The 23,355-nt window shown below is 71.3% G+C and carries 19 protein-coding genes and 1 tRNA gene; 9 read left to right on the top strand and 11 right to left on the bottom strand.

The features are described 5' to 3' along the window. Positions 1-71 precede the first annotated feature (71 nt). Together M6B22_RS15090 and M6B22_RS15085 are read right to left on the bottom strand one after the other, a co-directional pair. A complete protein-coding gene (locus tag M6B22_RS15090) occupies positions 72-1,691 on the bottom strand; it encodes a DUF885 domain-containing protein (protein ID WP_269442386.1) in 1,620 nt (539 codons plus the stop codon). 5 nt (positions 1,692-1,696) lie between these two features. Further along, complete coding sequence (locus M6B22_RS15085) at positions 1,697-2,458, bottom strand: maleylpyruvate isomerase N-terminal domain-containing protein (protein ID WP_269442385.1); 762 nt, start codon at positions 2,456-2,458, stop codon at positions 1,697-1,699. A gap of 144 nt (positions 2,459-2,602) precedes the next feature. Between M6B22_RS15085 and M6B22_RS15080 the strand changes: the two genes are divergently transcribed. Then, the gene (locus tag M6B22_RS15080; protein ID WP_269442384.1) at positions 2,603-3,835 is read left to right on the top strand and encodes an amidohydrolase family protein; all 1,233 of its coding nucleotides are present in this window, start codon (positions 2,603-2,605) and stop codon (positions 3,833-3,835) included. A 26-nt stretch (positions 3,836-3,861) separates the two neighbouring features. After that, positions 3,862-4,956, top strand: a complete 1,095-nt coding sequence (locus tag M6B22_RS15075) for an alpha/beta hydrolase (protein ID WP_269442383.1) — start codon at positions 3,862-3,864, stop codon at positions 4,954-4,956. A gap of 13 nt (positions 4,957-4,969) precedes the next feature. On the opposite strand, the gene M6B22_RS15070 is transcribed toward M6B22_RS15075, so the two are convergent. Together M6B22_RS15070 and M6B22_RS15065 are read right to left on the bottom strand one after the other, a co-directional pair. After that, on the bottom strand, positions 4,970-5,698 hold the full coding sequence (locus tag M6B22_RS15070; protein WP_269442382.1) for a DUF1028 domain-containing protein: 729 nt from the start codon (positions 5,696-5,698) through the stop codon (positions 4,970-4,972). A 7-nt stretch (positions 5,699-5,705) separates the two neighbouring features. Beyond that, positions 5,706-6,638, bottom strand: a complete 933-nt coding sequence (locus M6B22_RS15065) for an acyl-CoA desaturase (protein ID WP_269442381.1) — start codon at positions 6,636-6,638, stop codon at positions 5,706-5,708. Between the two features lie 119 nt (positions 6,639-6,757). Here M6B22_RS15065 and M6B22_RS15060 point away from each other — a divergent pair. The 3 genes from M6B22_RS15060 to M6B22_RS15050 all read left to right on the top strand — a co-directional run bounded on the left by M6B22_RS15060 (position 6,758) and on the right by M6B22_RS15050 (position 9,333). Further along, positions 6,758-6,833, top strand: a tRNA-Gln gene (locus M6B22_RS15060). Positions 6,834-6,955: 122 nt separating this feature from the next. After that, entirely contained in the window at positions 6,956-8,356 is a 1,401-nt protein-coding gene (gene glmU / locus M6B22_RS15055) for a bifunctional UDP-N-acetylglucosamine diphosphorylase/glucosamine-1-phosphate N-acetyltransferase GlmU (protein WP_407935714.1), read from the top strand. Continuing rightward, positions 8,353-9,333 carry a ribose-phosphate diphosphokinase gene (locus M6B22_RS15050; RefSeq protein ID WP_269442379.1) on the top strand — a complete coding sequence of 327 codons (981 nt, stop codon included), beginning with the start codon at positions 8,353-8,355 and terminating at the stop codon, positions 9,331-9,333. Before glmU ends, M6B22_RS15050 begins: the two co-directional genes overlap by 4 nt. Here M6B22_RS15050 and rsmA read toward each other — a convergent pair. The 6 genes from rsmA to rsmI all read right to left on the bottom strand — a co-directional run bounded on the left by rsmA (position 9,330) and on the right by rsmI (position 16,462). Then, entirely contained in the window at positions 9,330-10,166 is an 837-nt protein-coding gene (gene rsmA / locus M6B22_RS15045) for a 16S rRNA (adenine(1518)-N(6)/adenine(1519)-N(6))-dimethyltransferase RsmA (protein ID WP_269442378.1), read from the bottom strand. The genes M6B22_RS15050 and rsmA overlap by 4 nt on opposite strands. A 22-nt stretch (positions 10,167-10,188) precedes the next feature. After that, entirely contained in the window at positions 10,189-11,328 is a 1,140-nt protein-coding gene (locus M6B22_RS15040; RefSeq protein WP_269442377.1) for an aggregation-promoting factor C-terminal-like domain-containing protein, read from the bottom strand. Between the two features lie 176 nt (positions 11,329-11,504). After that, complete coding sequence (locus M6B22_RS15035) at positions 11,505-12,602, bottom strand: resuscitation-promoting factor (RefSeq protein WP_269442376.1); 1,098 nt, start codon at positions 12,600-12,602, stop codon at positions 11,505-11,507. A 366-nt stretch (positions 12,603-12,968) separates the two neighbouring features. Further along, positions 12,969-13,787 (bottom strand): TatD family hydrolase, encoded by an 819-nt coding sequence (locus M6B22_RS15030; RefSeq protein WP_269442375.1) that lies wholly within the window; start codon positions 13,785-13,787, stop codon positions 12,969-12,971. Beyond that, positions 13,774-15,567 carry a methionine--tRNA ligase gene (gene metG, locus M6B22_RS15025; RefSeq protein ID WP_269442374.1) on the bottom strand — a complete coding sequence of 598 codons (1,794 nt, stop codon included), beginning with the start codon at positions 15,565-15,567 and terminating at the stop codon, positions 13,774-13,776. Before metG ends, M6B22_RS15030 begins: the two co-directional genes overlap by 14 nt. 40 nt (positions 15,568-15,607) lie before the next feature. Further along, the gene (gene rsmI / locus M6B22_RS15020; protein ID WP_269442373.1) at positions 15,608-16,462 is read right to left on the bottom strand and encodes a 16S rRNA (cytidine(1402)-2'-O)-methyltransferase; all 855 of its coding nucleotides are present in this window, start codon (positions 16,460-16,462) and stop codon (positions 15,608-15,610) included. A gap of 67 nt (positions 16,463-16,529) precedes the next feature. On the opposite strand from rsmI, the gene M6B22_RS15015 reads away from it, so the two are divergent. From M6B22_RS15015 to M6B22_RS15005, 3 genes are read left to right on the top strand one after another with little or no spacing between them, the layout of a single operon-like run. Continuing rightward, positions 16,530-18,137 (top strand): dolichyl-phosphate-mannose--protein mannosyltransferase, encoded by a 1,608-nt coding sequence (locus M6B22_RS15015; RefSeq protein ID WP_269442372.1) that lies wholly within the window; start codon positions 16,530-16,532, stop codon positions 18,135-18,137. Positions 18,138-18,153: 16 nt separating this feature from the next. Continuing rightward, positions 18,154-19,191, top strand: coding sequence for a hypothetical protein (locus M6B22_RS15010; protein WP_269442371.1), 1,038 nt, complete (start codon positions 18,154-18,156; stop codon positions 19,189-19,191). 57 nt (positions 19,192-19,248) lie between these two features. After that, positions 19,249-20,775, top strand: a complete 1,527-nt coding sequence (locus M6B22_RS15005; RefSeq protein ID WP_269442370.1) for an AMP-binding protein — start codon at positions 19,249-19,251, stop codon at positions 20,773-20,775. Between the two features lie 29 nt (positions 20,776-20,804). Here the strand turns inward: M6B22_RS15005 and M6B22_RS15000 are convergent, their stop codons facing one another. Beyond that, positions 20,805-21,803: an HNH endonuclease signature motif containing protein gene (locus M6B22_RS15000; RefSeq protein WP_269442369.1), complete on the bottom strand. Its 999-nt coding sequence runs from the start codon at positions 21,801-21,803 to the stop codon at positions 20,805-20,807. 188 nt (positions 21,804-21,991) lie between these two features. On the opposite strand from M6B22_RS15000, the gene M6B22_RS14995 reads away from it, so the two are divergent. Next, positions 21,992-23,353, top strand: a complete 1,362-nt coding sequence (locus M6B22_RS14995; protein WP_407935646.1) for an IS256 family transposase — start codon at positions 21,992-21,994, stop codon at positions 23,351-23,353. The last annotated feature ends 2 nt before the right edge of the window (positions 23,354-23,355 follow it).

Genomic DNA, 23,355 nt, shown 5'->3' with positions numbered 1-23,355 from the left:
ATGCGGGCTGGCCGCAGATTCAGTGTTGACGAACAACGTTCGGTGACACTAAACGCAGCGAGCGGGCCGCGTCAACCGAGATGCAGCTGCGCGAGCAGCGGGACGGGCGGCGAGCCGAAGGACAGCAGCCAGTCGTGGAAGGTGCGCAACGTGAACGCGCTGCCCCGCGCCCGTTCGTGCTCTGCCCGGAGCCGGTGGATCAGGTCGCGGCCGAGCGCGTACGAGGACGGGTACGTCGGGTTGTCGTGCCGGGCATACCGGCGCACCTCGCCGGCGGCCAGGTGCGGATCCATGCCCGCCTCGCGCTGCATCAGTTCGGTGGCCGCCGGCAGGCTGGTCGTGCCGGTGTGCAGGCCGACGTCGACGACCACGCGCAGCGCCCGCCACAGGGCATTGCGCTGCTTGAACAGCCGCACCCGGTCGTCGGCCATGAAGCCGGTCTGCTCGAGCACGTCCTCGACGTACAGGCCCCAGCCCTCGACGAACTGCGGGGTGCTGAAGTACCGCCGGATCGACCCGCGCGGCGTCCCGAGCTTGTGGTGCACGTACTGCACGTGATGACCGGGGTAGGTCTCGTGTCCCGCGATCGAGGTCGCGAACACGAAGCAGTTGTCCCGCATGTGTTCACGCCGCCGTGCGGCGTCCTCGCCGTCGTCGCCGGGCGTGATCAGGAAACCGCTGCGCAGACCGGGGGCGAACGGCGGGCTCGGCGACATCTCGCCCAGTGGCAAACCGTCGCGCCGGAACTCCGGCACCCAGTCGAGCTCGCACACCTCGCCCTCGGGCAGCGTGATCAGGTCGTGCTCGCGGGTGTGCTCGCGCGCTCGGCGCATCGCGTCCTCGTACGTCCGCAGGAACTGCGGCGGCTGCGGATGCCAGTCCTTGATCCGGTCGATCTGCGCCTGCCAGCTGGTGCCCGGGTCGATCTCGGCGGCCAGCCGCTGCAGTGCGGCGCGTTCGCGCTCGACCAGTTCGCGACCGAGTTCGGCCAGCCCGGCGGCGTCCAGATCCAGGTGGTGGTAGGTGCGAAGCAGGAAGTCGAACTGCTCGCGGCCGCACGCCCACGACCCGGCGGCCCGGCCGGCGAGTTCCGCGACGAACACGGCGAAGTCCGCTGCGGCCTGTGCCGCGGCAGTGGCGGCAGCGGCGATCTCGTCACCGAGCGTGCCGGGCCGCGTTTGCGCGTATCCCGCCACGGCGCGGCCGAGGAACTGCTCCAGCCCGCGCGCACTGCTGAGCCCCAGTTCGGCCCACAGCTGCGGCGTGTCGGTCGACAGGTTGCGTTGCGCCTGCGCGCAGTAGCCCGGGATCGCGCGCAGCCGGGCGAGCAGCGCCTCGGCAGCGTCCGGGTCGCCGTCCGAGCTCATCAGCGCGCCGATCGCCGCACCGAGCCGCTCGGCGTACCAGTAGGGTGCGCGCCGCCAGGTGGCCTCGGTCTCACTGCGGTGACACGTCGTGCGCAACTCGGTCAGCAGCACCTGCTGCTCGAGCCGCTCGACGGTGCCCGCCTCGGCGGGCGCGGCCGCCTCGGCCTCGGCGAGCAGCCGCGCGCGGGTCTCGTCCTGCGCCGCGAAGGCTTCCGGCTCGATGTCGCCGAGCCGGGTGCGGCCGCGCGTGTCACCCTGCCCGGAGGCGAGGATCGGGTCGGCGTCGAAGACGAACTCGACGTACGGGTGCAGCGCGTCGCTCACCGCGCTCAGTATCCGGTCAGCACGGTCTGCAGCCGAGCCAGCTGTTCGGGCGCGAGGGAGCTGCGGACGCGGCCGGCATCGGTCGGGCGGCGGCCCCAGAGCAGCAGCAGGCGCGCGGCCGGATCGGTCTCCACCACGTGTGCCGACTCGTCCTGCGGTTCCATCGTCAACGCACCGGTCCCCTCGCCGACCCGGACGACGAGGTCGGCCAGGCTCGCGCACCGGATCCGCACCCGCAACGGCTCGTTCGGCGCCGGGTCCTGCCGCAGCCCGCCCAGCAGCGAATCGCCGAGCAGCCGCACCGAGTGCTCCGTCAGGTACTGGCGGCCGAGCAGTTCCAGCCCCAGCTCGTCGTCGCCGACCAGGTCCCAGCGGTGGATCGCGAACTCCTGCCGCATGTGGGTGACCAGTTCGGCCACCGGCAGCCCCCAGCCCACCTCGGGCACGGCCACCTGCGGGTCGGCGGCGAGCATCGCCTCGAACGCCGCCGTCATCCGCCGCTCGCCGGCCTGCAGCCGGCGGCGCAGCACCGCGTCGTCCATCGCGCGGTACGGCGGTTCGCGGACGTCCCACGCGCCGAACTCCGGCACGGTGCGGCCCTCGAGATGCGCCTCGACCTGGGCGGCGAAGGCGTCGGCTCCGGAGGCAAGGTGGGCGATCAACTCGTGCGTCGTCCAGCCCCGGCAGGCGGTGACCGCGTTCGGCGGCGTCTGGTCCAGGGTCTGCAAGAACGCGTCCACCTCGAGCATGTCGGCTGCTGCGCTCACGCGTCGGTACTCCTCGTCCGTGCCTCGCGACCGCGGCACACTGGGCGGCACGGTCCATCCGCCGTCAATATAGCTATGGTGAACAGCGTTCGTCTATATTGAACAGCGCTGAACACCCCCGACCATCGACCGCCAGGAGCGAGCGTGACCGGATCGGCAACCACCATCGTGCGCAACTGCCACGTCTTCGACGGCGTGCAGGACCGGCCGTACGCGGGCGCCGTCGCGGTGCGCGACGGGCGGATCCTCGCCGTCGGGCCGGAGGCCGGCGTGCGGGCGGCGGCGCCGGACAGCGCGCGCGAGGTCGACCTCGGCGGCGGCTACGTGATGGCCGGGCTGCTGAACATGCACACGCACCTGTCGTTGTCGCTGCCCGGGCCCGGCGGCGATGCGGTCAGCCGGATGTCGCCCCACTCGCTCGCGCTGTACATGGCCTCCGGGGCGCGCCGCACGCTGCATTCGGGCGTCACCACGGTGCGCTGCGTCGCCGAGAAGGCCCACGCCGAGTTCGCCCTCCGGGCGGCCATCGACGCCGGCTGGACGAGCGGGCCGCGCATCTTCACCGCCGGCCGCGCGCTGGTCTGCACCGGCGGCCACGGGCACGAGGGCAGCGACACGCTCGAGTGCGACGGCGCCGACGCGTTCCGCCGCGGCACGCGTGCCCAGATCAGCGCGGGCGCCGACCTGATCAAGGTGATGATCTCCGGCGGTATCGCCGGCGAGCACGAGGCGATCGACACCCCGCAGCTCACCGGTGACGAGATCGCCGCGGTCATCGAGACCGCGCACGCCTGGGGCCGCAAGGTCACCGCGCACGCCGGGCCGGCACCGATCATCGAGCAGGCGGTGCGGCTCGGCCTGGACTGCGTCGAGCACGGCTACCAGCTGACCGAGCCGGTCGTGAAGCTGATGGCCGAGAACGGCACCAGCCTCGTCCCGACCCTGATCGTCACGCGCTGCAAGGACTTCTTCGACTCGCTCGGCGTCCCGGAGTGGATGCAGCAGCGCTCGCTCGGCGCGGGCGAGCGGCACGTCGAGAGCTACCGACTGGCGCTTGCCGCCGGCGTCGAGCTGATGCTGGGCAGCGACATGCCGCCGTTCCAGCCGACCGAAGGCACCACGGCCACGGTGCGCGAACTCGAGCACATGGCAGCGTTCGGGCTGGCTCCGGTCGAGGCGTTGCGCGCGGCGACGATCGTGCCGGCCCGCTGGCTCGGCGCCGACGAGCAGCTCGGCACCGTCGAACCGGGCAAGTACGCCGACCTGATCGCGATGGACACCGATCCGACGCAGGACGTGTCGGCGCTCCGGTCACTGCGCTGGGTGATGAAGGGCGGCGAGGTCGTCCGCGACGACCGCACCGGCCTGCGCGCTTGACCGCGCCGTCCCCGGCCGGATCGCCGGTGAGGCACGTGCGGATCCTGGCCCAGCGGCAGCCGGTCGATGAGGCACTGTTCGAGGAGTTCGCCGCCGACGAGGCACGCGCGTTGGGCACGACCGTCGAGGTGCGGTGGGGTTCCGTCCCGGACGGCGTGCTCGATGCGGCGCGGGCCGCACGCGAGGACGGCGTGCCGCTCATCGTGGTCACCGCGCCGGACACTGCGCACCTGGCCGCACTGCCCCGCGAGGTCGTGCCCTGGACGCTGCGCGTGGATCTGACGCTGTGCGAGCCGGACGCCTCGCCCGGCCTGCTGGCCCACATCCAGGGTCGCGGCATCGACGGGGTGCGCTGGGCGCTCCGGACGATCTGCCACCGCGCGCGCCGGCCGATCGAGCGGGTGCGCTACGGCCCCGGCCCGGATCAGTTCGGTGACCTGTGGCTGCCCGACCGCCCGTCCGCCGCCGGCATCGTCGTCCTGCTGCACGGCGGGTTCTGGCGCTCACGCTGGCAGCTTGACCTGATGGACGCCCTGGCCGCCGACGTCGCCGAACGAGGCATGGCCGGCTGGAACGTCGAGTACCGGCCGCCGGACCGGCACGGTTGGGACGCCACCTTGACCGACGTGCGGGCCGCGCTCGATCACGTGCGCGAGCTGTCGGCACGGTTCGGGGTCGACGCCGACCGGGTCGCTCTCGTCGGCCACTCGGCCGGCGGCCAGCTGGCCGTGCAGGTCGCCGCGGACGGCGGAGCCGTGCGGCCGACGCTGGTGGTGCAGCTGGCCGGCCTCGTCGACCTGCTCGAGACGCACCGCCGTGACCTGGGCAACGGCGCCGTGCCTGCGGCACTCGGCGGCACGCCGGAGCAGCTGCCGCAGCGCTACGCCGCCGCGTCACCGATCGAGCGGGTGCCCATCGGCGTGCCGCAACTGGTCGTGATCGGCCGCTCGGACAGCCCCGACCTGCGCGAGATGAGCCGGCGCTACGTGCGCGCCGCGGCGGCCGGCGGCGACGAGGTGGAACTGATCGAGGACGACGGCGATCACTTCACCGTCATCGACCCTGGCAGCCGCATCTGGCAGCGCACGGTCGAGGCGGCCACAGCCGTGCTCGACCGGTAGCCGGCCCAGGTCGTCAGACCGGGAACACTCGCGCGCGGGGATCGGCGATGCGGCGCTGCACCTCGGCTTCGATGACGGCGTCGTCGTACCCGCCGGTCGGGTCGCTGCGCGTGGCCATGTACTTGCGCGCGGCGGCGAACTCGACCAGCCACAGGTCGTAGAGGCGGCGCAGTTCCTCGAGCGGCGCCGGATGGTCGTCGACGCGCAGCGACAGGTCCGGATAGTCCTCGGTCCCGTAGATCACGATCCCCGCCGACTGCTGCCCACGCGCGTCGCCGCCCGCCTGCTGCCCGGCACGCATCGCCGCCAGCAGCCGGTCCGCGAACGGCTGCGTCGCCGCGCTCTCGTACGCAGCGAGCGTGGCGCGCACGACCTCCGGGCCGGCCAGCAGGTTCCCCGCGACGCCGACACCCTGGCCCGCACGGTGGCCCGACCAGTCGTGGCACGCCGGGCCGGTGTGGGCCGCGGTCCGGCCCCCGACCCCGACCAGCTGGACCTGCCGGTGGTCCCGACCGCCGTCGGGCGCGATGAGCTCGGCGAGCGCCTCGTCCGGCGCGCGGCCCTCGCGCAGCAGCCGCAGCCCGCGCGGGCCGTACGTCGGGTTGATCGTGGCCTGCGTGGCCACGGCACCCACGCCGGACTCGACAGCGAGGCACAGGCCGGCAGCGGCCAGGAACCGGGTCGCCACGACCGCGCCGAACGCGCCGGTGTCCGCGTCCAGCGCGACGATCGACCAGGTCACGAGCCGGTCAGGCCTTCAGCTTGGCCAGGCGTTCGGGCTTGGGCCAGCGCACGTCCGTCGCCCAGCCGAGCTTCTCGAACAGCCAGATCACCCGCGCCGACTCGTCCAGCTGCCCGCGCAGCACCCCGTGCCGGGCGGCAGTCGGGTCGGCGTGGTGCATGTTGTGCCAGCTCTCACCGAAGCTCAGGATCGCGAGCGGCCAGAAGTTGGTGCTCTTGTCGCGGGCGTTGAACGGCCGCTGCCCGATCGCGTGGCAGATCGAGTTGATCGACCACGTGACGTGGTGCAGCAGGAAGATCCGCACCAGTGACGCCCAGAAGAACGCCGAGAGCGCACCGGTCCACGACCAGCTGATCAGCCCGCCCAGCAGCACCGGCCCGAGCAGCGAGCCCGCCAACCACAGCGGGAACAGCCGGTCCACCCGGGCGATGTCGCGGTCGGCCAGCAGGTCGGGCGTGTACTTCTCGCGGTTGGTGTGCAGCTCGTCGAACATCCAGCCGATGTGCGCGTAGCCGAGGCCCTTCAGCAGGGCAGGTAGCGTCTCGCCGTAGCGCCAGGGCGAGTGCGGGTCGCCTTCGCGGTCGCTGTAGGCGTGGTGCCGGCGGTGGTCGGCGACCCAGCGGATCACCGGGCCCTCGATCGCCAGCGAGCCCGCGATCGCCAGCGCGATGCGCAGCGACCGGTTCGCCTTGAACGACCCGTGCGTGAAGAGCCGGTGGTACCCGACGGTGATGCCCAGCCCGCTGACGACGTAGAAGGCGACGAAGAGCGCGACGTCCGTCCAGCCCAGACCCCAGCCCCACGCGACCGGGATCGCGGCGAGGAAGGCCAGGAACGGCACGATGACGAACAGGTACAGCGCGGTCTGCTCGCCGCGCTTCTTGGTCCCCTCGAACACCGGTTTCGGTGCGGCGGGGGGACGGTCGTCGAGCAGGGTCATGGCGGGCGTCAGCCTCCTCAGCGCGGGTTACGCGAGCGTAACTTACGGTGAGGTAACCGCCAAGCCGCGACGTGACGCGCGCGCTGACGCCGGTAGGCTGGCCGGGCACTCCACTTCCTTGGGGGATGGGGTAATCGGCAGCCCGCAGGCCTTTGGAGCCTTGCAGTCTCGGTTCGAGTCCGAGTCCCCCAGCCAGCCTGACGTCCCGCATTCCCAGCCGCAGGAAGGTGCCCGCCCGCGTGAGCGAATCGCCCGCCACGAACGCCGCAGAACAGGTTCTCGCCGTGATCGTCCTCGCCGCCGGCGAGGGCACCAGGATGAGGTCCGCCGAACGGCCCAAGGTGCTGCACGGGTTCGCCGGGCGATCGCTGCTCGGGCACGTGATCGCGGCCGCGCGGCCGCTCGACCCGGCGCACACCGTGGTCGTCGTCGGTCACCGGCGCGAGGAGGTCACCGCCCACCTGGGCGAGATCGCGCCGGCCGCCGTCGTGGTCGTGCAGCAAGCCCAGAACGGCACCGGCCACGCGGTGCGCCTGGCGCTCGCGGCCGTGCCGGCCGGGGCCGCGGGCACCGTGGTCGTGCTGCCCGGCGACACCCCGCTGCTCACTTCCGGCACGCTGACCCGGCTGGTGACCGAGCACGCCCGCGCCGGCGCCGCGGCCACGATGCTGACCAGCGTGCTCGCCGACCCGTCCGGGTACGGGCGCGTGCTGCGCGGCGCGGGAGGCGAGGTCGAGCGGGTCGTCGAGCACAAGGACGCGAGCGAGGCCGAGCGCGCGGTCGGCGAGATCGCCTCCGGCGTCTACGCGTTCGATCACACGCTGTTGCGCGACGCGGTGGGCCGGCTGTCGAGCGACAACGCCCAGGGCGAGGAGTACCTGCCCGACGTCATCGGCATCGCCGTGGCGGACGGACGCCGGGTCGCCGCCGTCACCGCCGACGCGGCCGAGACCGCGGGGGTGAACGACCGGGTCCAGCTCGCCGCGGCGCATCGCACCTACAACGACCGGCTGCTCGAGCAGCACATGCGCGCCGGCGTGAGCGTGGTCGACCCGGCCACCACCTGGGTCGACGCCACCGTGACCCTGGACGCCGACGCGACGCTGTTGCCCTCGGTGGACCTGCACGGCAGCACCCACGTCGGCGCCGGCGCGGTGATCGGCCCGCAGACCAGCCTGACCGACACGCGGGTCGGCACCGGTACCCGGTTGGACCGAACCGTCGCGATCGGCGCGCAGATCGGCGCGGACGTGACCGCCGGACCCTTCGCGTACCTGCGGCCGGGCACGGTGCTCGCCGACGGCGTGCACATCGGCACCTACGTCGAGGTCAAGGGAAGCCAGATCGGTACCGGTAGCAAGGTGCCGCACCTGTCCTACGTCGGCGACGCCACGATCGGCGAGCACAGCAACGTCGGCGCGGCGACCGTGTTCGTGAACTACGACGGGGTGGCCAAGCACCGCAGCATCGTCGGCGACCACGTGCGGATCGGCTCGGACACGATGATCATCGCCCCTCGGGAGATCGGCGACGGCGCGTACACCGCGGCCGGTTCGGTCATCACGCAGGACGTCCCGCCCGGGGCGATGGGTGTGGCGCGGGGCACTCAACGCAACGTGGCAGGCTGGGTGCTGCGCAAGCGTCCCGGCTCGCCGTCCGCCGCGGCCGCCGAACGGGCCCTGCACGCCGACGACCAGCCTGAGGAGACCACCGAATGAGCACGCTTCAGGTTGCCGGCAGCAAGAGCCTGATGCTCTTCTCCGGCCGCGCGTACCCGCAGCTGGCCGACGAGATCGCCGAGCACATCGGCGTCACGGTGACCGCCACGACCGCACGCGACTTCGCGAACGGCGAGACGTTCATCAAGTCCGACGAGTCGGTGCGCGGCTCGGACTCGTTCGTGATCCAGTCGTTCACCACGCCCATCAACCAGTGGATGATGGAGACGCTGATCCTGATCGACTCGCTCAAGCGCGCGTCGGCCAAGCGGATCACCGTGGTCGCCCCGTTCTACCCGTACGCGCGGCAGGACAAGAAGCACCGCGGCCGCGAGCCGATCTCCGCGCGCCTGGTCGCCGATCTGTTCAAGACCGCCGGTGCCGACCGGCTGATGTCGGTGGACCTGCACACGGCGCAGATCCAGGGCTTCTTCGACGGACCGGTCGACCACCTGTTCGCGCTGCCGCTGCTGGCCGGGCACGTGCGGCGCAAGTACGGCGAGCAGGATCTCGTGGTCGTCTCGCCGGACACCGGACGGGTCCGGATGGCCGAGCAGTGGGCCGACGCGCTGGGCGGGCGCGACATCGCCTTCGTGCACAAGAGCCGCAGCTTCGACAAGGCCAACGAGGTGGTCGCGAACCGGGTCGTGGGCGAGGTCGCCGGCCGCTGCTGCCTGCTGATCGACGACATGATCGACACCGGCGGCTCGATCAAGAAGGCCGGCGACCTGCTGTTCGCCGAGGGCGCCACCGACGTGGTCATCGCGGCCACGCACGGCGTGTTCTCGCCGCCCGCGACCGATGAGCTCAAGAACAGCACGGTGAGCGAGGTGATCGTCACGAATACGCTGCCGATCCGCCCCGAGCAGACCTTCGACAAGCTGACCGTGCTGTCCATCGCCCCGCTGCTCGCGCAGGCCATCAAGGCCGTCTTCGAGGACGGCAGCGTCACCAGCCTGTTCGCCGGGCGAAGCTAGCCGAACTCGGCGACGCGGGCGAAGGCCGCGACGTCGAGGGTCTCGCCGCGCGCCGTGGGGTCGACGCCGGCCGCACGCAGGATCGTCTCGGCGGCGGCTGCCGTGCCGGCCCAGGGCGCCAGCGCCGAGCGCAGCATCTTGCGGCGCTGCGCGAACGCGGCGTCGATCACGGCGAACACCTGCGCCCGCGACGCCGTGGTCTGCGGCGGGCGGCGCCGCACCAGCCGCACCAGCCCCGAGTCCACGTTCGGCACCGGCCAGAAGACGGTCCGCGACACCGCCCCGGCCCGGGTCGCGGCGGCGTACCAGGCGGCCTTGACGCTCGGCACGCCGTAGACCTTCGAGCCGGGTGGCGCGGCCAGCCGGTCGGCGACCTCGGCCTGCACCAGCACCAGCGCCGCCCGCAGCGTCGGTACGCGCTCCAGCAGGTGCAACACGACCGGCACCGCCACGTTGTACGGCAGGTTCGCCACCAGCGCGGTGGGCGCCGGCCCGGGCAGGTCGCGCAGCCGCAGTGCATCGGCCGTCAGCACCGCCAGCGGCGCATCGGGTAGCCGGGCCGCCACTGTCGCCGGCAGCGCGGTGGCCAGCACCGGGTCGATCTCGACCGCCGTCACCGGATGACCCGCCTCGAGCAGGCCGAGCGTCAGCGACCCGAGCCCCGGGCCGACCTCCAGCACCGGCTCGGCCGGTTCGAGGGCCGCGGTGCGGACGATGCGGCGGATCGTGTTCGCGTCGTGCAGGAAGTTCTGCCCCAGCGTCTTGGTGGGCCGCACCCCGAGCGCGGCGGCGAGCTCGCGGATGTCCGCGGGACCGAGCAGCGCCGAGTTCACGCCGTCAGTCTGTCAGCAGGGGTCAGTACCAGCCCTGGCCCTGCCACACCGACCAGGCGCCGCACGGGGTGCCGTAGCGGTTCGCGATGTAGCCCAGCCCCCAGGTGATCTGGACGGTGGCGTCGTCCTGCCAGCCGGGCCCCATCTTCGAGCCGGGCAGTGCCTGCGGGATGCCGTACGCGCCGCTGGAGGGGTTGCCGGCGTGCACCCGCCAGCCGCTCTCGTGGTTCCACAGCGTGACGAGGCAGTCGAACTGGGTGCTGCTCCAGCCGCGGGCCTTGACCAGCTTCTGGGCGATCGCCTGGGCCGACCCGGGCGAGACGGCGGCGACGTGCGGTGCGCGCGGCGGCGCCTTGGTGCCGACCTTGACGACCTTGGTCGTGGGCGGCCGGACGACGACGGCCTTGATCTTGGTGCGCCCGGCCAGCTTGCCGTCGACGAAGACCACCGCGTAGGTGATCCGCGCGAGGCCGTCCCTGCCCGGCACTACCACCGTCGTGTCGCCGGCGGTCCGGTTCGGGTCCTTGGTCGACTCGGTCGCGAAGGGCAGGGGCTGGCTCTGGGTGACGGTGCGCCTGACGACGCGTTTGACGACGATCCGGGCGTTCTCGGTGAGCGCGGCGGAGGTCGCCGGTACGACGAGGTCGTCGGCGCCGACCGGCACGCTCAGCTGGCCGAGCAGCTCCCCGACGGTGGCGTCGGTCGTGCTCACCTGCTCGGTGCGCCCGTCGTGGACGACCGTGATCAGCTTCGGGGTGCGCACCGCGATGTCCGTGGGGCCGAGCGGCAGCCGGCGCGAGCGGGACACCGAGGTGAAGTCCTGGGTCGAGTAGCCCAGCTGGTTGAGCGCATCGGCGACGGTGGGTGCGGTCGTCCAGACGTCGCGCACGCTGCCGTCGACGTTCAGGCGCAGCAGCCGCCCGCGCTTGAACACTACGGTGCTGCCGTCGTGCACCGTCGCGTCGGCCGAGGGGGCCAGGATGTCGTGCGGCCCCGGGCGGTAGCCGGCCGCGCTCAGGACGTCCCGCACGCTGCTGGCGGTGGTGTGCACGCTGGTGCGCTGTCCGTCGACGACGAGCTGGACGGTCTTGTCGACGTTGGTCCAGGCGACGGTGCCGCCGACCAGTCCGGCCAGTACGGCGCCGTAGAGGCCGTACTTCACGCTGCGCAGCAAAAGGGCTAACTCCTTGCAGGTGGCGTCCCGGTGCGACCTGGTGGGTCACGGAACTGTAACGGATGAACCATCGGCGCGAACACCCCGGGTCTGAAATGTCCGCGCAGTGACAGCACGAAGCCCGGCTGACGGCCGGAGCCGCAGCCGGGCTTCGCGGGTGCGTACTACAGGTACTGACCGCAGACCGGCCAGGGGCTCGAGCCCCGGGCGTTGTACACCTTGGTCGCGATCGCGATCTGCTCGGACTTGCTGGCCAGGTCGGCCCGGCTGGCGTACTGGCCGCCGCCGTTGGACAGCCAGGTGCCGTAGTCGAACTGCAGGCCGCCGTAGAACCCGTTGCCGGTGTTGATGTGCCAGTTGCCGCCGGACTCGCAGTTGGCGACGCCGTCCCAGTTCAGCCCGCCGCCCGAGGACGCCGGGGGCTCCGGACGCGCCTTGGTGCCGACCCGCTCGACCTGCTTCTTCGGGCTGGTCACCGTGGTGCTGCCCAGCCGCTTGGAGCTGATCCGCTTGCCGTCGACGTAGGTCACCTCGTAGGTCACGTTCGCCGAGCCCTCCACGCCCGCCGTCGTGACGTTCGTCTTGCCCTGGTACATCGCGGAGTCCTTGATGCGCGTCACCGGGTAGTCGAGCGATTCGTGCTTGACGATCCGCTTGACGGTGACCCGCTGCACGATGATCTTCATGCCGTTGCGCAGCGCGGTGGCGGCGGCCGGGCGCACCCGGTCGTTCGCGTCGACGTGCACGCCGGCGGCCTGCAGCACCTGGGCGACGGTCAGGCCGGTGGAGATCACCGTCGAGGTGTGCCGATCATGCACCAGGGTCACCTGCTTGGGCGCCCGCAGTTCCAGGTCCGTGGGCTGCAGCGGCAGCCGGCTCGAACGCGAGACCGAGACGAAGTCCGAGCTCGGGTACCCCAGTTCGGACAGCGCCTGCGCCACGGTGGGCGCGGTCGTCCAGACGTCCTTGCGCTGCCCGTCGACGTTCAGGCGCAGCAGCCGGCCGCGCTTGTAGACGATCGTGCTGCCGTTGTGGATCTTGCTATCGACGGCCGGCGCGACGATGTCGTGGACGCCGACCTGGTAGCCCGCGTCCTTCAGCACACTGCTGACGTCGCTGGCCGTGGTGTGGATGTTCTTTGTCTGGCCGTCGACCACAAGGGCGACGTCCCGTCCGTCAGGGCCGGAGGCGTAGGCGGCGGTGCCGCCCACCAGTCCGGCGAGTACGGCACCGTAGAGGCCGTACTTGACGCTGCGACGCATATAGGAAACTCCCAACTGTTGCTCGCACGCACTGCGTAACTCATTGGTCACGGAACCGTAACGGGCACTTCGGCAGCTCGCCAAAACGTCTGGCAGCAAGTTGCCCGAAAATTGCTGCCAGTCGGGGCAGCCGCCACCGCGGCGGTCCGAGCCGGGCCCGGCCGGCCGGGCCGGCCACCACGATGCGGCCCAACTCGCTGCGCCCCCGCGATCAGGGGGCTGGGGCGGCCTCGCCGCAGGCCGCCGCCGGCGGTCGCGAAGCGGCCTGCCGGACCCCGTGGGGCAGGACCCCGCGGCAGGTTGTGTGAGTGCCGCCACGCACGCATGGCCGGATCGCATGAATACGGCAGGAACCGGACATCTCGGCTACTCGGGCGGCAGGCCGAAGACGCGTGCGCCGGTCGCGGTGAGCGCCGCGCAGAGCACCTGCTCCTCGTGCCCGCCGGCCGCCGCCAGGGCGCGAACCGTCAACGGCAGCAGCCGCGGTGCGTTCGGCCGGCCCCGGTGCGGATGCGGCGTGAGGAACGGCGCGTCCGTCTCGACCAGCACCTGCTCGAGCGGGACGACGGCCGCGGCCGCACGCAGTGCCGGGGCGTTCTTGAACGTGATCACGCCCGGGAACGACAGCACGTAACCCGCCGCGACGCACTCGCGCGCCATCGCGGCGTCGCCGGAGAAGGCGTGGAACACCACCTGATCGGGGGCGCCTTCCTCGCGCAGGATGCGCAGCACGTCGGCGTGCGCGTCCCGGTCGTGGATCATCAGCGCCTTGCCGACCCGCTTGGCCAGCGCGATGTGGCGGCGGAAATGCTCCTGCTGCTCGGCCGGCGTGGTGCGGTCCCAGTAGTAGTCCAGGCCGGTCTCGCCCACGGCGACCACGCGCGGATCCTCGGCCAGCCGTTCCAGCTCCGCGTAGTGCTCGTCGGTGAGGCCGCTGACCTCGGTCGGGTGGACCGCCACCGCCGCGTACACGTCCGGGTGGGCGCGCGCTGCCTCGACGCACCAGCGGGACGAGGCCACCGTGTCACCGACCGTGATCGCCCGGACCACTCCGGCCGTGCGCGCCTCGCCCATGACCTCGGCCACTAAGGCGTCGCTCGGCTCCACGCCCGCGCGCCGCGCGATCGCGTCCAGGTGCGTGTGCGCGTCGAAGACGGGCGCGGTCAGCGGTTCAGCCGTCAGCAAGGCGGGCGAGTTCCTCGTCCACGACCGACGGGTCGAGCTTGGTGAAGATCGGGGTCGGCGGCGCCATCGGATGTCCCACCGGGACCGGCGTCGACTCCCAGCGCGCCCCGGTGTCGTAGTCGCCGGTGAGCACCGAGTAGCCCGGCGAGCCGGCCGCGGTCTGCTCGTCGACCTCGACCAGGTCGGGCATCCGGGCCCAGTCCCCCTCGCCGCCGAGCAGCGTGTGCACCTTCGCCGACGACGCGGGCAGGAACGGGGTGAGCAGCGTCTTCGCGTCGGACACCACCTGCAACGCCACGTGCAGCACCGACGCCATCCGGTCCGGGTCGCTGTTCTTCAGCTTCCACGGCTCCATGTCGGACAGATACTTGTTCGCGGCGCCCACCACGTCCATCGCGGCGCCGATCGCCGCCTTCTGCCGCGACCGGGCCAGCAGGTCGCCGACCGTCCCGAACGCCTCGCGGGATGCGGCCAGCAGCGCGTGGTCGGCGTCGGTCAGCGCTCCTGCGGCCGGAATGGCGCCCAGGTTCTTGGCCGTCATGGACACGGTGCGGTTGACCAGGTTGCCCCAGGTCGCCACCAGCTCCTCGTTGTTGCGGCGCACGAACTCCGACCAGGTGAAGTCGGTGTCCTGGTTCTCCGGCCCGGCGACCGCGAGGTAGTAGCGCAGCGCGTCGGCGTCGTAGCGGCTCAGCAGGTCGCCGACGTAGATGACGACGTTGCGCGAGGAGGAGAACTTGCGCCCCTCCATGGTCAGGAACTCGCTCGAGACGACCTCGTACGGCAGTTGCAGCGCGCCGAGCGAGCCGGGGGTGCCGCCCTTGCTGCCGATGCCCGAGTAGCCCATCAGCATCGCCGGCCAGATCTCGGCGTGGAAGACGATGTTGTCCTTGCCCATGAAGTAGTAGTGCCGGGCGTTCTCGTCCTGCCACCACGCGCGCCAGGCGTCCGGGTCGCCGGCGCGCGCCGCCCATTCGATGGACGCGGAGAGGTACCCGACCACGGCGTCGAACCAGACGTAGATCGACTTGTCCGGGCGGTCGCGCCAGCCGTCGAGCGGCACCGGGATGCCCCACTCCAGGTCGCGTGTGTAGGAGCGCGGCTTGAGGTCGTCGAGCAGGTTGAGCGCGAACTTCTGCACGTTCGGCCGCCAGTGGTTCTGCTTCTTCAGCCACGCGGCGAGGACGTCGGCGAAGGCCGGCAGGTCGAGCATCATCTGCTCGGTCTCGACGAACTTGGGCGTCTCGCCGTTGATCCGGCTGCGCGGGTTGATCAGGTCGATCGGGTCCAGCTGGTTGCCGCAGTTGTCGCACTGGTCGCCACGCGCGGACGGGTACCCGCAGATCGGGCACGTACCTTCTATATAGCGGTCCGGCAGGGTGCGGCCGGTCGACGGGCTGATCGCGCCGAGCTGCTTCTGCGCGAACACGTACCCGTTCTTCAGCAGGCCGAGGAAGATCTCCTGGGCGATCGCATAGTGGTTCTTGGTCGTCGTCCGGGTGAACAGGTCGTACGAGAGGCCCAGGTTCTGCAGATCCTTCGCGATCACCAGCGCGTTGCGGTCGGCGAGCTCGCGCGCGCTGACACCCTCCTTGTCGGCCTGCACCTGGATCGGGGTGCCGTGCTCGTCGGTGCCGCTGACCATGAGCACCTGGTTGCCCGCCATCCGCTGGTACCGGGCGAAGACGTCCGACGGGACGCCGAAGCCGGCGACGTGGCCAATGTGCCGCGGGCCGTTGGCGTACGGCCAGGCTACAGCGGTCAGGATGCGCTCACTCACGTAGCAAGGTTAGTGGGCTGCGCGAATCGGGCCCGCCGCGTCAGTCTTTGGCGGCGACCACTGCGTCGAACACGGCCCGCTTGGGGACGCCGTTGGTGCGCGCGACCTCGGCGATGGCGTCCTTGCGTGCCTGGCCGGCTTCCACGCGCGCGGCGACCTCGGCGGCGAGCGCCTGCGGTGTCGCGTCCCCGCTCGGCGGCGCGGCTCCGGCTACGACGAGGGTGAGCTCGCCCCGGACGCCGCCGGCCGCCCAGCCGGCCAGCTCACCCAGCGGGCCGCGGATCACCTCTTCGTACGTCTTGGTCAGCTCCCGGCACACGGCCGCGGGCCGGTCGGCACCGAAGGCGTCGGCCAGGTCGGCTAGCGACCCGGCCAGCCGGTGCGGCGCCTCGAAGAAGACCAGGGTGCGGCGCTCGCCGGCCAGGTCGGCGAGCAGGTGGCGCCGCTCGCCCGGCTTGCGCGGCAGGAACCCCTCGAAGCAGAACCGGTCGACCGGCAGGCCGGACACCGCGAGCGCGCTCGTCACCGCGGACGGGCCGGGCAGCGTGGTGACCACGATGCCCTCGGCGACGGCGGCCGCGACCAGTCGGTAGCCGGGATCGGATACCGAGGGCATCCCTGCGTCGGTCACCACCAGCACGTCCTCGCCGCCGCGCAGCGCGTCCAGCAGCAGCGGTACCCGAGCCGTTTCGTTGCCCTCGAAGAAGGACACCGTCCGGCCGGCGGGCGTGAGCGCCAGGTCGCGGCACAGCCGGTGCAGCCGGCGGGTGTCCTCGGCCGCGATCACCGGCGCCGCGGCGAGCGCGTCCCGCAGCCGTTGCGAGGCGTCGGCCGCGTTGCCGAGGGGCGCGCCGGCCAGGATCACCCGTCCTCGCGCATCCGCGTCCCGCCCCACCTCGCACACGCTAGCGGTCGCAACGGGAGCAAGCCGGGGCTCGAGTCGTCCGCATAGGATCGGCGGCGTGACGTCGACGCCCTCGGCCGTGCTGGACGCACCGCCGCCCGACGCCGACCGGGACAGTGCCAACCGGCCCGAGGTGCCGCGGCCGATCCCCGCAGCACTGGTCCCGTGGCGCGACCCGCATCCGTGGTGGGGATGGCTGTGCACGCTGCTGGTTGCGGTGCTGGCCGGCTTCACCCGGTTCTGGGCGCTCGGCTTCCCGTCGGGCAAGATCTTCGACGAGGTCTACTACGCGACCGAGGCGCAGGAGCTGCTGCGGTACGGCTACGAGGACGACCGCGGCTACATGTTCATCGTCCATCCGCCGCTCGGCAAGTGGCTGATCGGCCTGACCTCGCACATCTGGGGCAACGACTCGCTGGGCTGGCGGGTGGCTCCGGCGATCGCCGGGGTGGTCGCGGTGGTGCTGATCATCCGCATCGTGCAGCGGATGCTGCGGTCCACCCTGTTCGGAGTCATCGCCGGGCTGTTGCTGACGATGGAGGGTCTGTCGCTGGTGCTCTCGCGCACGGCGATCCTGGACATCTTCTTGCAGACGTTCGTCCTCGCCGGCTTCGGCGCCCTGGTGATCGACCGGGACCGGATGCGCGCCCGGCTGGGCCGGCTGTACGCGGCGGGCGCCGACCTGTCCGGCGGCTGCCCGTCACTCGGCCCGCGTCCTTGGCGGCTGCTCGCCGGGGTGATGCTCGGCGCGGCCTGCGCGATCAAGTGGAGTGCGCTGTCGTTCTTCGTGGCGTTCGTCCTGCTCAGCCTGGTCTGGGACCGCGCGGCGCTGCGCGCGGCCGGCGTCAGGCGTCCGACCCTCGGCATGCTGTGGCGCTCGGCGGTGCCCGGGCTGGGCTCGCTGATCGCCACCCCGATCGGTGTGTACCTGCTCACCTACCTGGGCTGGTTCACCGGCGAGAACGGCTGGGGACGGCACTGGGCCGACACGCACGGACCGTCCACGCACCTGCACCTGCTCGGGATCCGCGTCCCGTTCAGCTGGGCCTGGGTGCCCGACCCGATCCGCTCGCTCGGCGCCTACACGCTGGACGCCTACCGGTTCCACGAGGGGCTGACCAGCGGGCACACCTACCAGTCCAGCCCGTGGAGCTGGCTGGTGATCGGGCGCCCGGTGGACTTCTACTACGACGGCGGCTCCAAGGCCTGCGGGGCGAGCAGTTGTTCGCGGGAGATCCTGCTGATCGGCACGCCGTTGTTGTGGTGGGCGTTCCTGCCGATGCTGCTCTGGCTCGCCTGGCACTGGGTGACGACGCGGGACTGGCGGGCGGGCGCGGTGTGGGTCGCGTTCCTGGCCGGCTGGGCCGTCTGGTTCCAGGACCTGAAGCGGACGATGTTCCTGTTCTACATGGCCCCGCTCGTCCCGTTCCTCATCATCGGGCTGAGCCTCGCGCTCGGCGTCATGCTCGGCCCGGCCGTGCGGCAGACCGGTGACGAGTCCCGCCTGGCGGCGGCGCTGCGCCGCAGGCGCTGGGGGGTCATCGGGGTGTCGGTGTACCTCGGCCTGGTGGTCGCGGACTTCGCCTGGATGTGGCCGATCTTCACCGGCGGGCTGCTCACCTACGACCAGTGGCACGCACACATGTGGTTACCGTCCTGGGTCTGAGGGGAAGTCATCGGGTATGACTCTTGCCACCACGCTCCGCCGCGCCCCGCTACGGATCGTCGCCGGTGCTTTCGTCCTGAACACCGGGCTGACGAAGTTGAAGGCCGACGAGGACACCGCCAAGGCACTGCACGGCACGGCGTCCGGGGCCTACCCGATGCTCCAGAGCGTGCCGCCGAAGACGTTCCTGCGCGCGCTCGCGATCGGCGAGACCACCCTGGGCAGCGCGCTGCTGCTGCCGTTCGTCCCGAGCCGGCTGGCCGGCGCGGCGCTGAGCGGATTCTCCGGCGGCCTGCTGACGATGTGGTGGCGCACGCCGGGCATGCACGACGGGATCCGCCCCACCCAGCAGGGCACCGCGATCGCGAAGGACTCGTGGCTGCTCGGCATCGGCACCAGCCTGATGATCGACTCGGTGGTGAGTGATGCCGGCGAGTCCCGGGCCGTGCGGCGCGCGAACCGCGAAGCCGCCAAGGCCGACCGTCGAGCCGCCAAGCTGGAGGCCAAGTTCGCCGGCAAGGAAAAGCGCAAGCAGCTCAAGGCCGAGGCCAAGGCACAGACGAAGGCGCAGATCAAGGCGGCTCGGGCAGTGGCGAAGAAGCAGGCCAAGGCGACGCGTGGCATCGCCGTGGAGCAGGCCGCCGCGGCGCGCGCCGGCGCGAAGGAGGCCGCACGCACCCTCAGCGACTCCACCAGCGAGGCCGGCCACTTCCTGGGCGGTGTGGCGCTGGGCGCGTCCAAGGCCGCCGGCAAGACGACGCGTTCGTTGCGCAAGTCGGCCGCCGAAGCGGCGCGCAGTGCAGCAGAGTCGGGCCGCGACGTTGCTCGCAGTGCAGCAGAGTCGGGCCGCGACGTTGCTCGCAGTGCAGCAGAGTCGGGCCGCGACGTTGCTCGCAGTGCAGCAGAGTCGGGCCGCGAAGCGGCGCGCAGTGCAGCAGAGTCCACCCGCGACGTGGCTCGCAGTGCCGCCGAGTCCACCCGTGAGGCGGCCGAATCGGCTGCGCACACCGCGTCCGATTCGGTCCGGACGATCAAGGAGAGGGTCGGCGCCTGACAAGCTGGTGTCCCGCGCGGTGTAATCAGGTGACGATCCCGCCGCCGGAGGTGCCCCGTGTACTACCCGTTGACCGTCCGCGACTTCCTCGATCGGGCCGAGCATGTGTACCCGGACCGGATCGCGGTGGTCGACGAGCCCGATCAGCCGGCCCCGAGCCTGGGCGAGCTGACCTACCGCGAACTGGCGGCCAACGCACGGGCGCAGGCTGCCCGGCTGGACCAACTCGGGATCGCCACGGGGGCGCGAGTGGCGGTGATCTCGCAGAACTCGGCCCGCCTGCTCACCTCGTTCTTCGGCGTCTCCGGATGGGGACGCGTGCTGGTGCCGATCAACTTCCGGCTGGCGCAGCCGGAGATCGACTACATCGTCGGCCACAGCGGCGCCGAGGTGGTGTTCGCCGATCCGTCGCTGAAGGACGTTCTCGACAAGATCGACGCGCCGCACCGGTTCGTGCTGGGCGAGGACGACGCGCTGTACCTGCGTGAGACCGAGCCACGCCCGTGGGCTGAGCCGGACGAGGGCGCGACCGCAACGATCAACTACACATCGGGCACCACGGCACGTCCCAAGGGTGTGCAGCTCACGCATCGCAACCTGTGGTTGAACGCGACCGTGTTCGGCCTGCACACCACCATCAGCGACCGCGACGTCTACCTGCACACGCTGCCGATGTTCCACGCGAACGGGTGGGGCATGCCGTACGGGATCACCGGCGTGGGCGGCAAACACGTCGTGCTGCGGCAGGTCGACGGCACCGAGATCCTGCGCCGCGTGCAGCGGTACGGCGTCACGCTGATGTGCGCGGCCCCGGCGGTCGTGAACGCCGCGCTGGACGCGGCGGCGTCGTGGGACGGCGAGATCCCCGGCCGCGATCGGGTGCGCATCGTGTGTGCCGGAGCGCCTCCCCCGTCCCGCACGATCGAGCGGGTGATGACCGAGTTGGGCTGGGAGTTCTGCCAGATCTACGGCCTGACCGAGACGTCGCCGATCGTCACGGTCAACCGGATGCGCGCCGAGTGGGAGTCGCTGCCGACGAGCGAGCAGGCCCGCAAGCTGATGCGCGCCGGCGCGCCGGCTCTCGGCGTTCGCGTCGAGATCGACGTCGATTCCGAGGTGATCACTGCCTCGAACCACAACCTGGACGGGTACTGGCAACAGCCGGAGGAGACCGCGAAGGCGCAGGCGGGCGACTGGTTCCACACCGGCGACGGTGGCTACCTGGACGACGAGGGCTACCTGGTGATCTCGGACCGGAAGAAGGACGTGATCATCACCGGTGGCGAGAACGTGTCCTCGATCGAGGTCGAGGACGCGCTCACCTCCCACCCGGCGGTGCGCGAGGTCGCGGTGATCGGAATCCCGGACGACAAGTGGGGCGAACTGGTGACCGGGCTCGTGGTCAGCTCCGAGCCCGTGACGGCGGAGGAACTGATCGCGCACTGCCGTGAGCGCCTGGCCGGCTACAAGTGCCCGAAGCGGATCGAGTTCGTGCAGACGTTGCCGCGGACTGCGACGGGGAAGCTGCAAAAGTTCAAGCTGCGCGAGCCTTACTGGGCCGGACACGACCGCCAGGTCAACTGAGCGCGCGGACCTGCCGGGCGGCGCGCGGCTCAGTAGGGCGGTGGTTCGTCGTTGGGGTCGGGTCCGGTCTGTTTCGGTGGTTCGGGGACAGGGACGGGGAGTTCGGGTGGCCGGTACTGGTAGTGGTGTCTGGTGGCGCTGGTCCAGTGGTAGGTGCCGTCGGGGGTTCGGGTGAGGGTCCAGCCGGCGTGATGCTTCAGGTCATGGTGCCGTTTGCATAACGGTTCGAGGTTCGCGGCGCTGGTCGCACCGTCGGGCCATGGGAGCCGGTGATCGAGTTCGCAGGTGTGGGCGCGGCGTCGGCAGCCGGGCATGATGCAGTGTTGGTCGCGGGTGATGACGTGTCGGGCGATCGTGACGGTGGGCTGGTACTGGTCGGTGGTCAGGCTGCTGTCGATCACCGGCCCGGCCGGCACTGTGGATGCTGCGGACGCGTGCGGGCAGGCCGTGTCGAGGAGCCGCCCGGTCTGATCGACGGGCCAGTAGAACCGCTTGGCGCCGGGTTGGGTGGCGACGCGCCGGGCGATGTCGGCGGGGACGGGTTCGCCGTTCAGGTAGCCGGGTTGGTCGTCGGCACCGGTGAGGGTGCTGGCGGCGAGGGTGACGTTCACCGTCGGCCTGAGTCCGTGCTGGGCGGGTAGTCCGGGCATGGCCAGGGCGGCCGTGCAGATCTCCACGAGTGCGTCGGCGCGGCGTTGGTCGGCGGTGCGCTGGTCTTCGCGGCTGGTTCTCGTGCCCCACGTGGTGACGGCGGTCCAGACGGTTTCGATGCCGTCGGCGGGGGCGAACAGGGTCAACCAGCCCATGCCGTCTTCCACGTGTTCCTTACGCACGTGGCGTTGGCCAGCCGCCTGGCGGTGTTTCTCGTTCTGGGTCTTGGCGTCGTGCCTGGCGATGGCGCGGCGGACGGCGGCGCGGAACTCACCGGGTGTCTGACCGGGCGCCCGCTTCAGGACTTGTGCCTGGACTTTCGCGACCACCGCATCGGGCAGCTCGATGGTGGCGGTGGCCAGGATGCGGGCGTGCACCGGGGCGTGTCAGATGGTCTGTGTGAGGGGTTGAGCTAACCCCGTGCGGGAGGCTCCTGCGGGAGCTGTCGCACAGATCGGAGAACACGATCATGACGATCACGATGATGCCGGGCGGCCGGGCCGCTGCGGTGAACGAGGTGCCGTCGGCGGTGGCCGATCAGCTGGTGTCGGCGACACTGGAGGACATGGCCAAGCGCAGCCGCAAGGACGAGCCGGTGCCACCGGCGCGGGTGGCGGCGCGCAAGCTGGTGGCCGAGATGGCCGGGCAGGGCTGGCTGGACGATCTGATGTCGAAGGTCGGTGACGACGGTGTCGCGTTGACCGGCGACGGCGGGTTCCTGCCGGAGATGATCAAGGCGGTGCTCGAGCGTGGACTCGAGGCCGAGCTCACCGATCACTTGGGCTACGAGCGTGGTGACCCGGCCGGGGCCGGGTCTGGCAACTCCCGTAACGGGTCGACGCCGAAGACGTTGTTGACCGAGGTCGGGCCGGTCGATCTGGACACGCCGCGGGATCGGGTCGGCAGCTTCACGCCCCGGCTGGTACCGAAGGGGACCCGCCGCCTCGGCGGCCTGTCGGACATGATCATCAGCCTCTATGCCGGTGGGATGACGGTGCGCGACATCGGCCACCACCTGCAGCGGGTCTATGGCACCGAGCTGTCCCATGACACGATCTCCAAGATCACCGACGAGGTCCTCGAAGAGGTCAAGGCCTGGCAGACCCGTCCCCTGGACGCGGTCTATCCGGTGATCTTCATCGACGCCCTGGTGGTGAAGGTCCGCGACCAGAACGTAGTGCGCAACAAGGCCTGTCACGTGGTGATCGGCGTCGATACCGACGGCGTGAAGCACGTGCTGGGCTTGTGGGTTCAGCAGCAAGAAGGCGCTCGGTTCTGGAACCAGGTGCTCGGCGAGCTGCGCAACCGCGGAGTGCGCGACGTGCTGATCGCCTGCTGCGACGGCCTGGTCGGGCTGCCAGAGGCGGTCGAGTCGACCTGGCCGCAGACAGTGGTGCAGACCTGCGTGGTCCACCTGATTCGCGCCTCGCTGCGTTACGTGTCCTACAACGACCGCAAGGCCGTCGCTGCGGCGCTCAAGCCGATCTACACCGCGGTCAACGCCGACGCCGCCTTCGACGAGCTCACCACGTTCGCCGACTCCGAACTCGGCAAGAAGTACGGCGCCACCGTCGCAGCGTGGGAACGAGCCTGGGACCGGTTCGTGCCGTTCCTGGCCTTCCCACTGGAGGTTCGCAAGGTCATCTACACCACCAACTCGATCGAGTCGTTGAACTACCAGCTCCGCAAGATCATCAAGAACCGTGGCCAGTTCCCCAATGACGACGCCATCATCAAGCTCATCTGGCTGGCCATCCTCGACATCGAAGACAAGCGCGCCGCTCTGCGAGAGAAGGACAAAGGCAAGCCGGCGAACAAGCGCACCGCCCCGCCCCGCCTGATCGAAGGCGCCACCACCACCGGCTGGCGCGCCGCCATCAACGCCCTCGACCTGGCCTACCCCGGCCGGCTCCCCGCCGGCCTCTAACC

It is taken from the genome of Jatrophihabitans cynanchi (assembly GCF_027247405.1).
GTDB classification, from domain to species: domain Bacteria; phylum Actinomycetota; class Actinomycetes; order Mycobacteriales; family Jatrophihabitantaceae; genus Jatrophihabitans_B; species Jatrophihabitans_B cynanchi.
The sequence above is the reverse complement of the archived record's forward strand: the minus strand, read 5'-3'. Positions and strand labels throughout refer to the sequence as shown.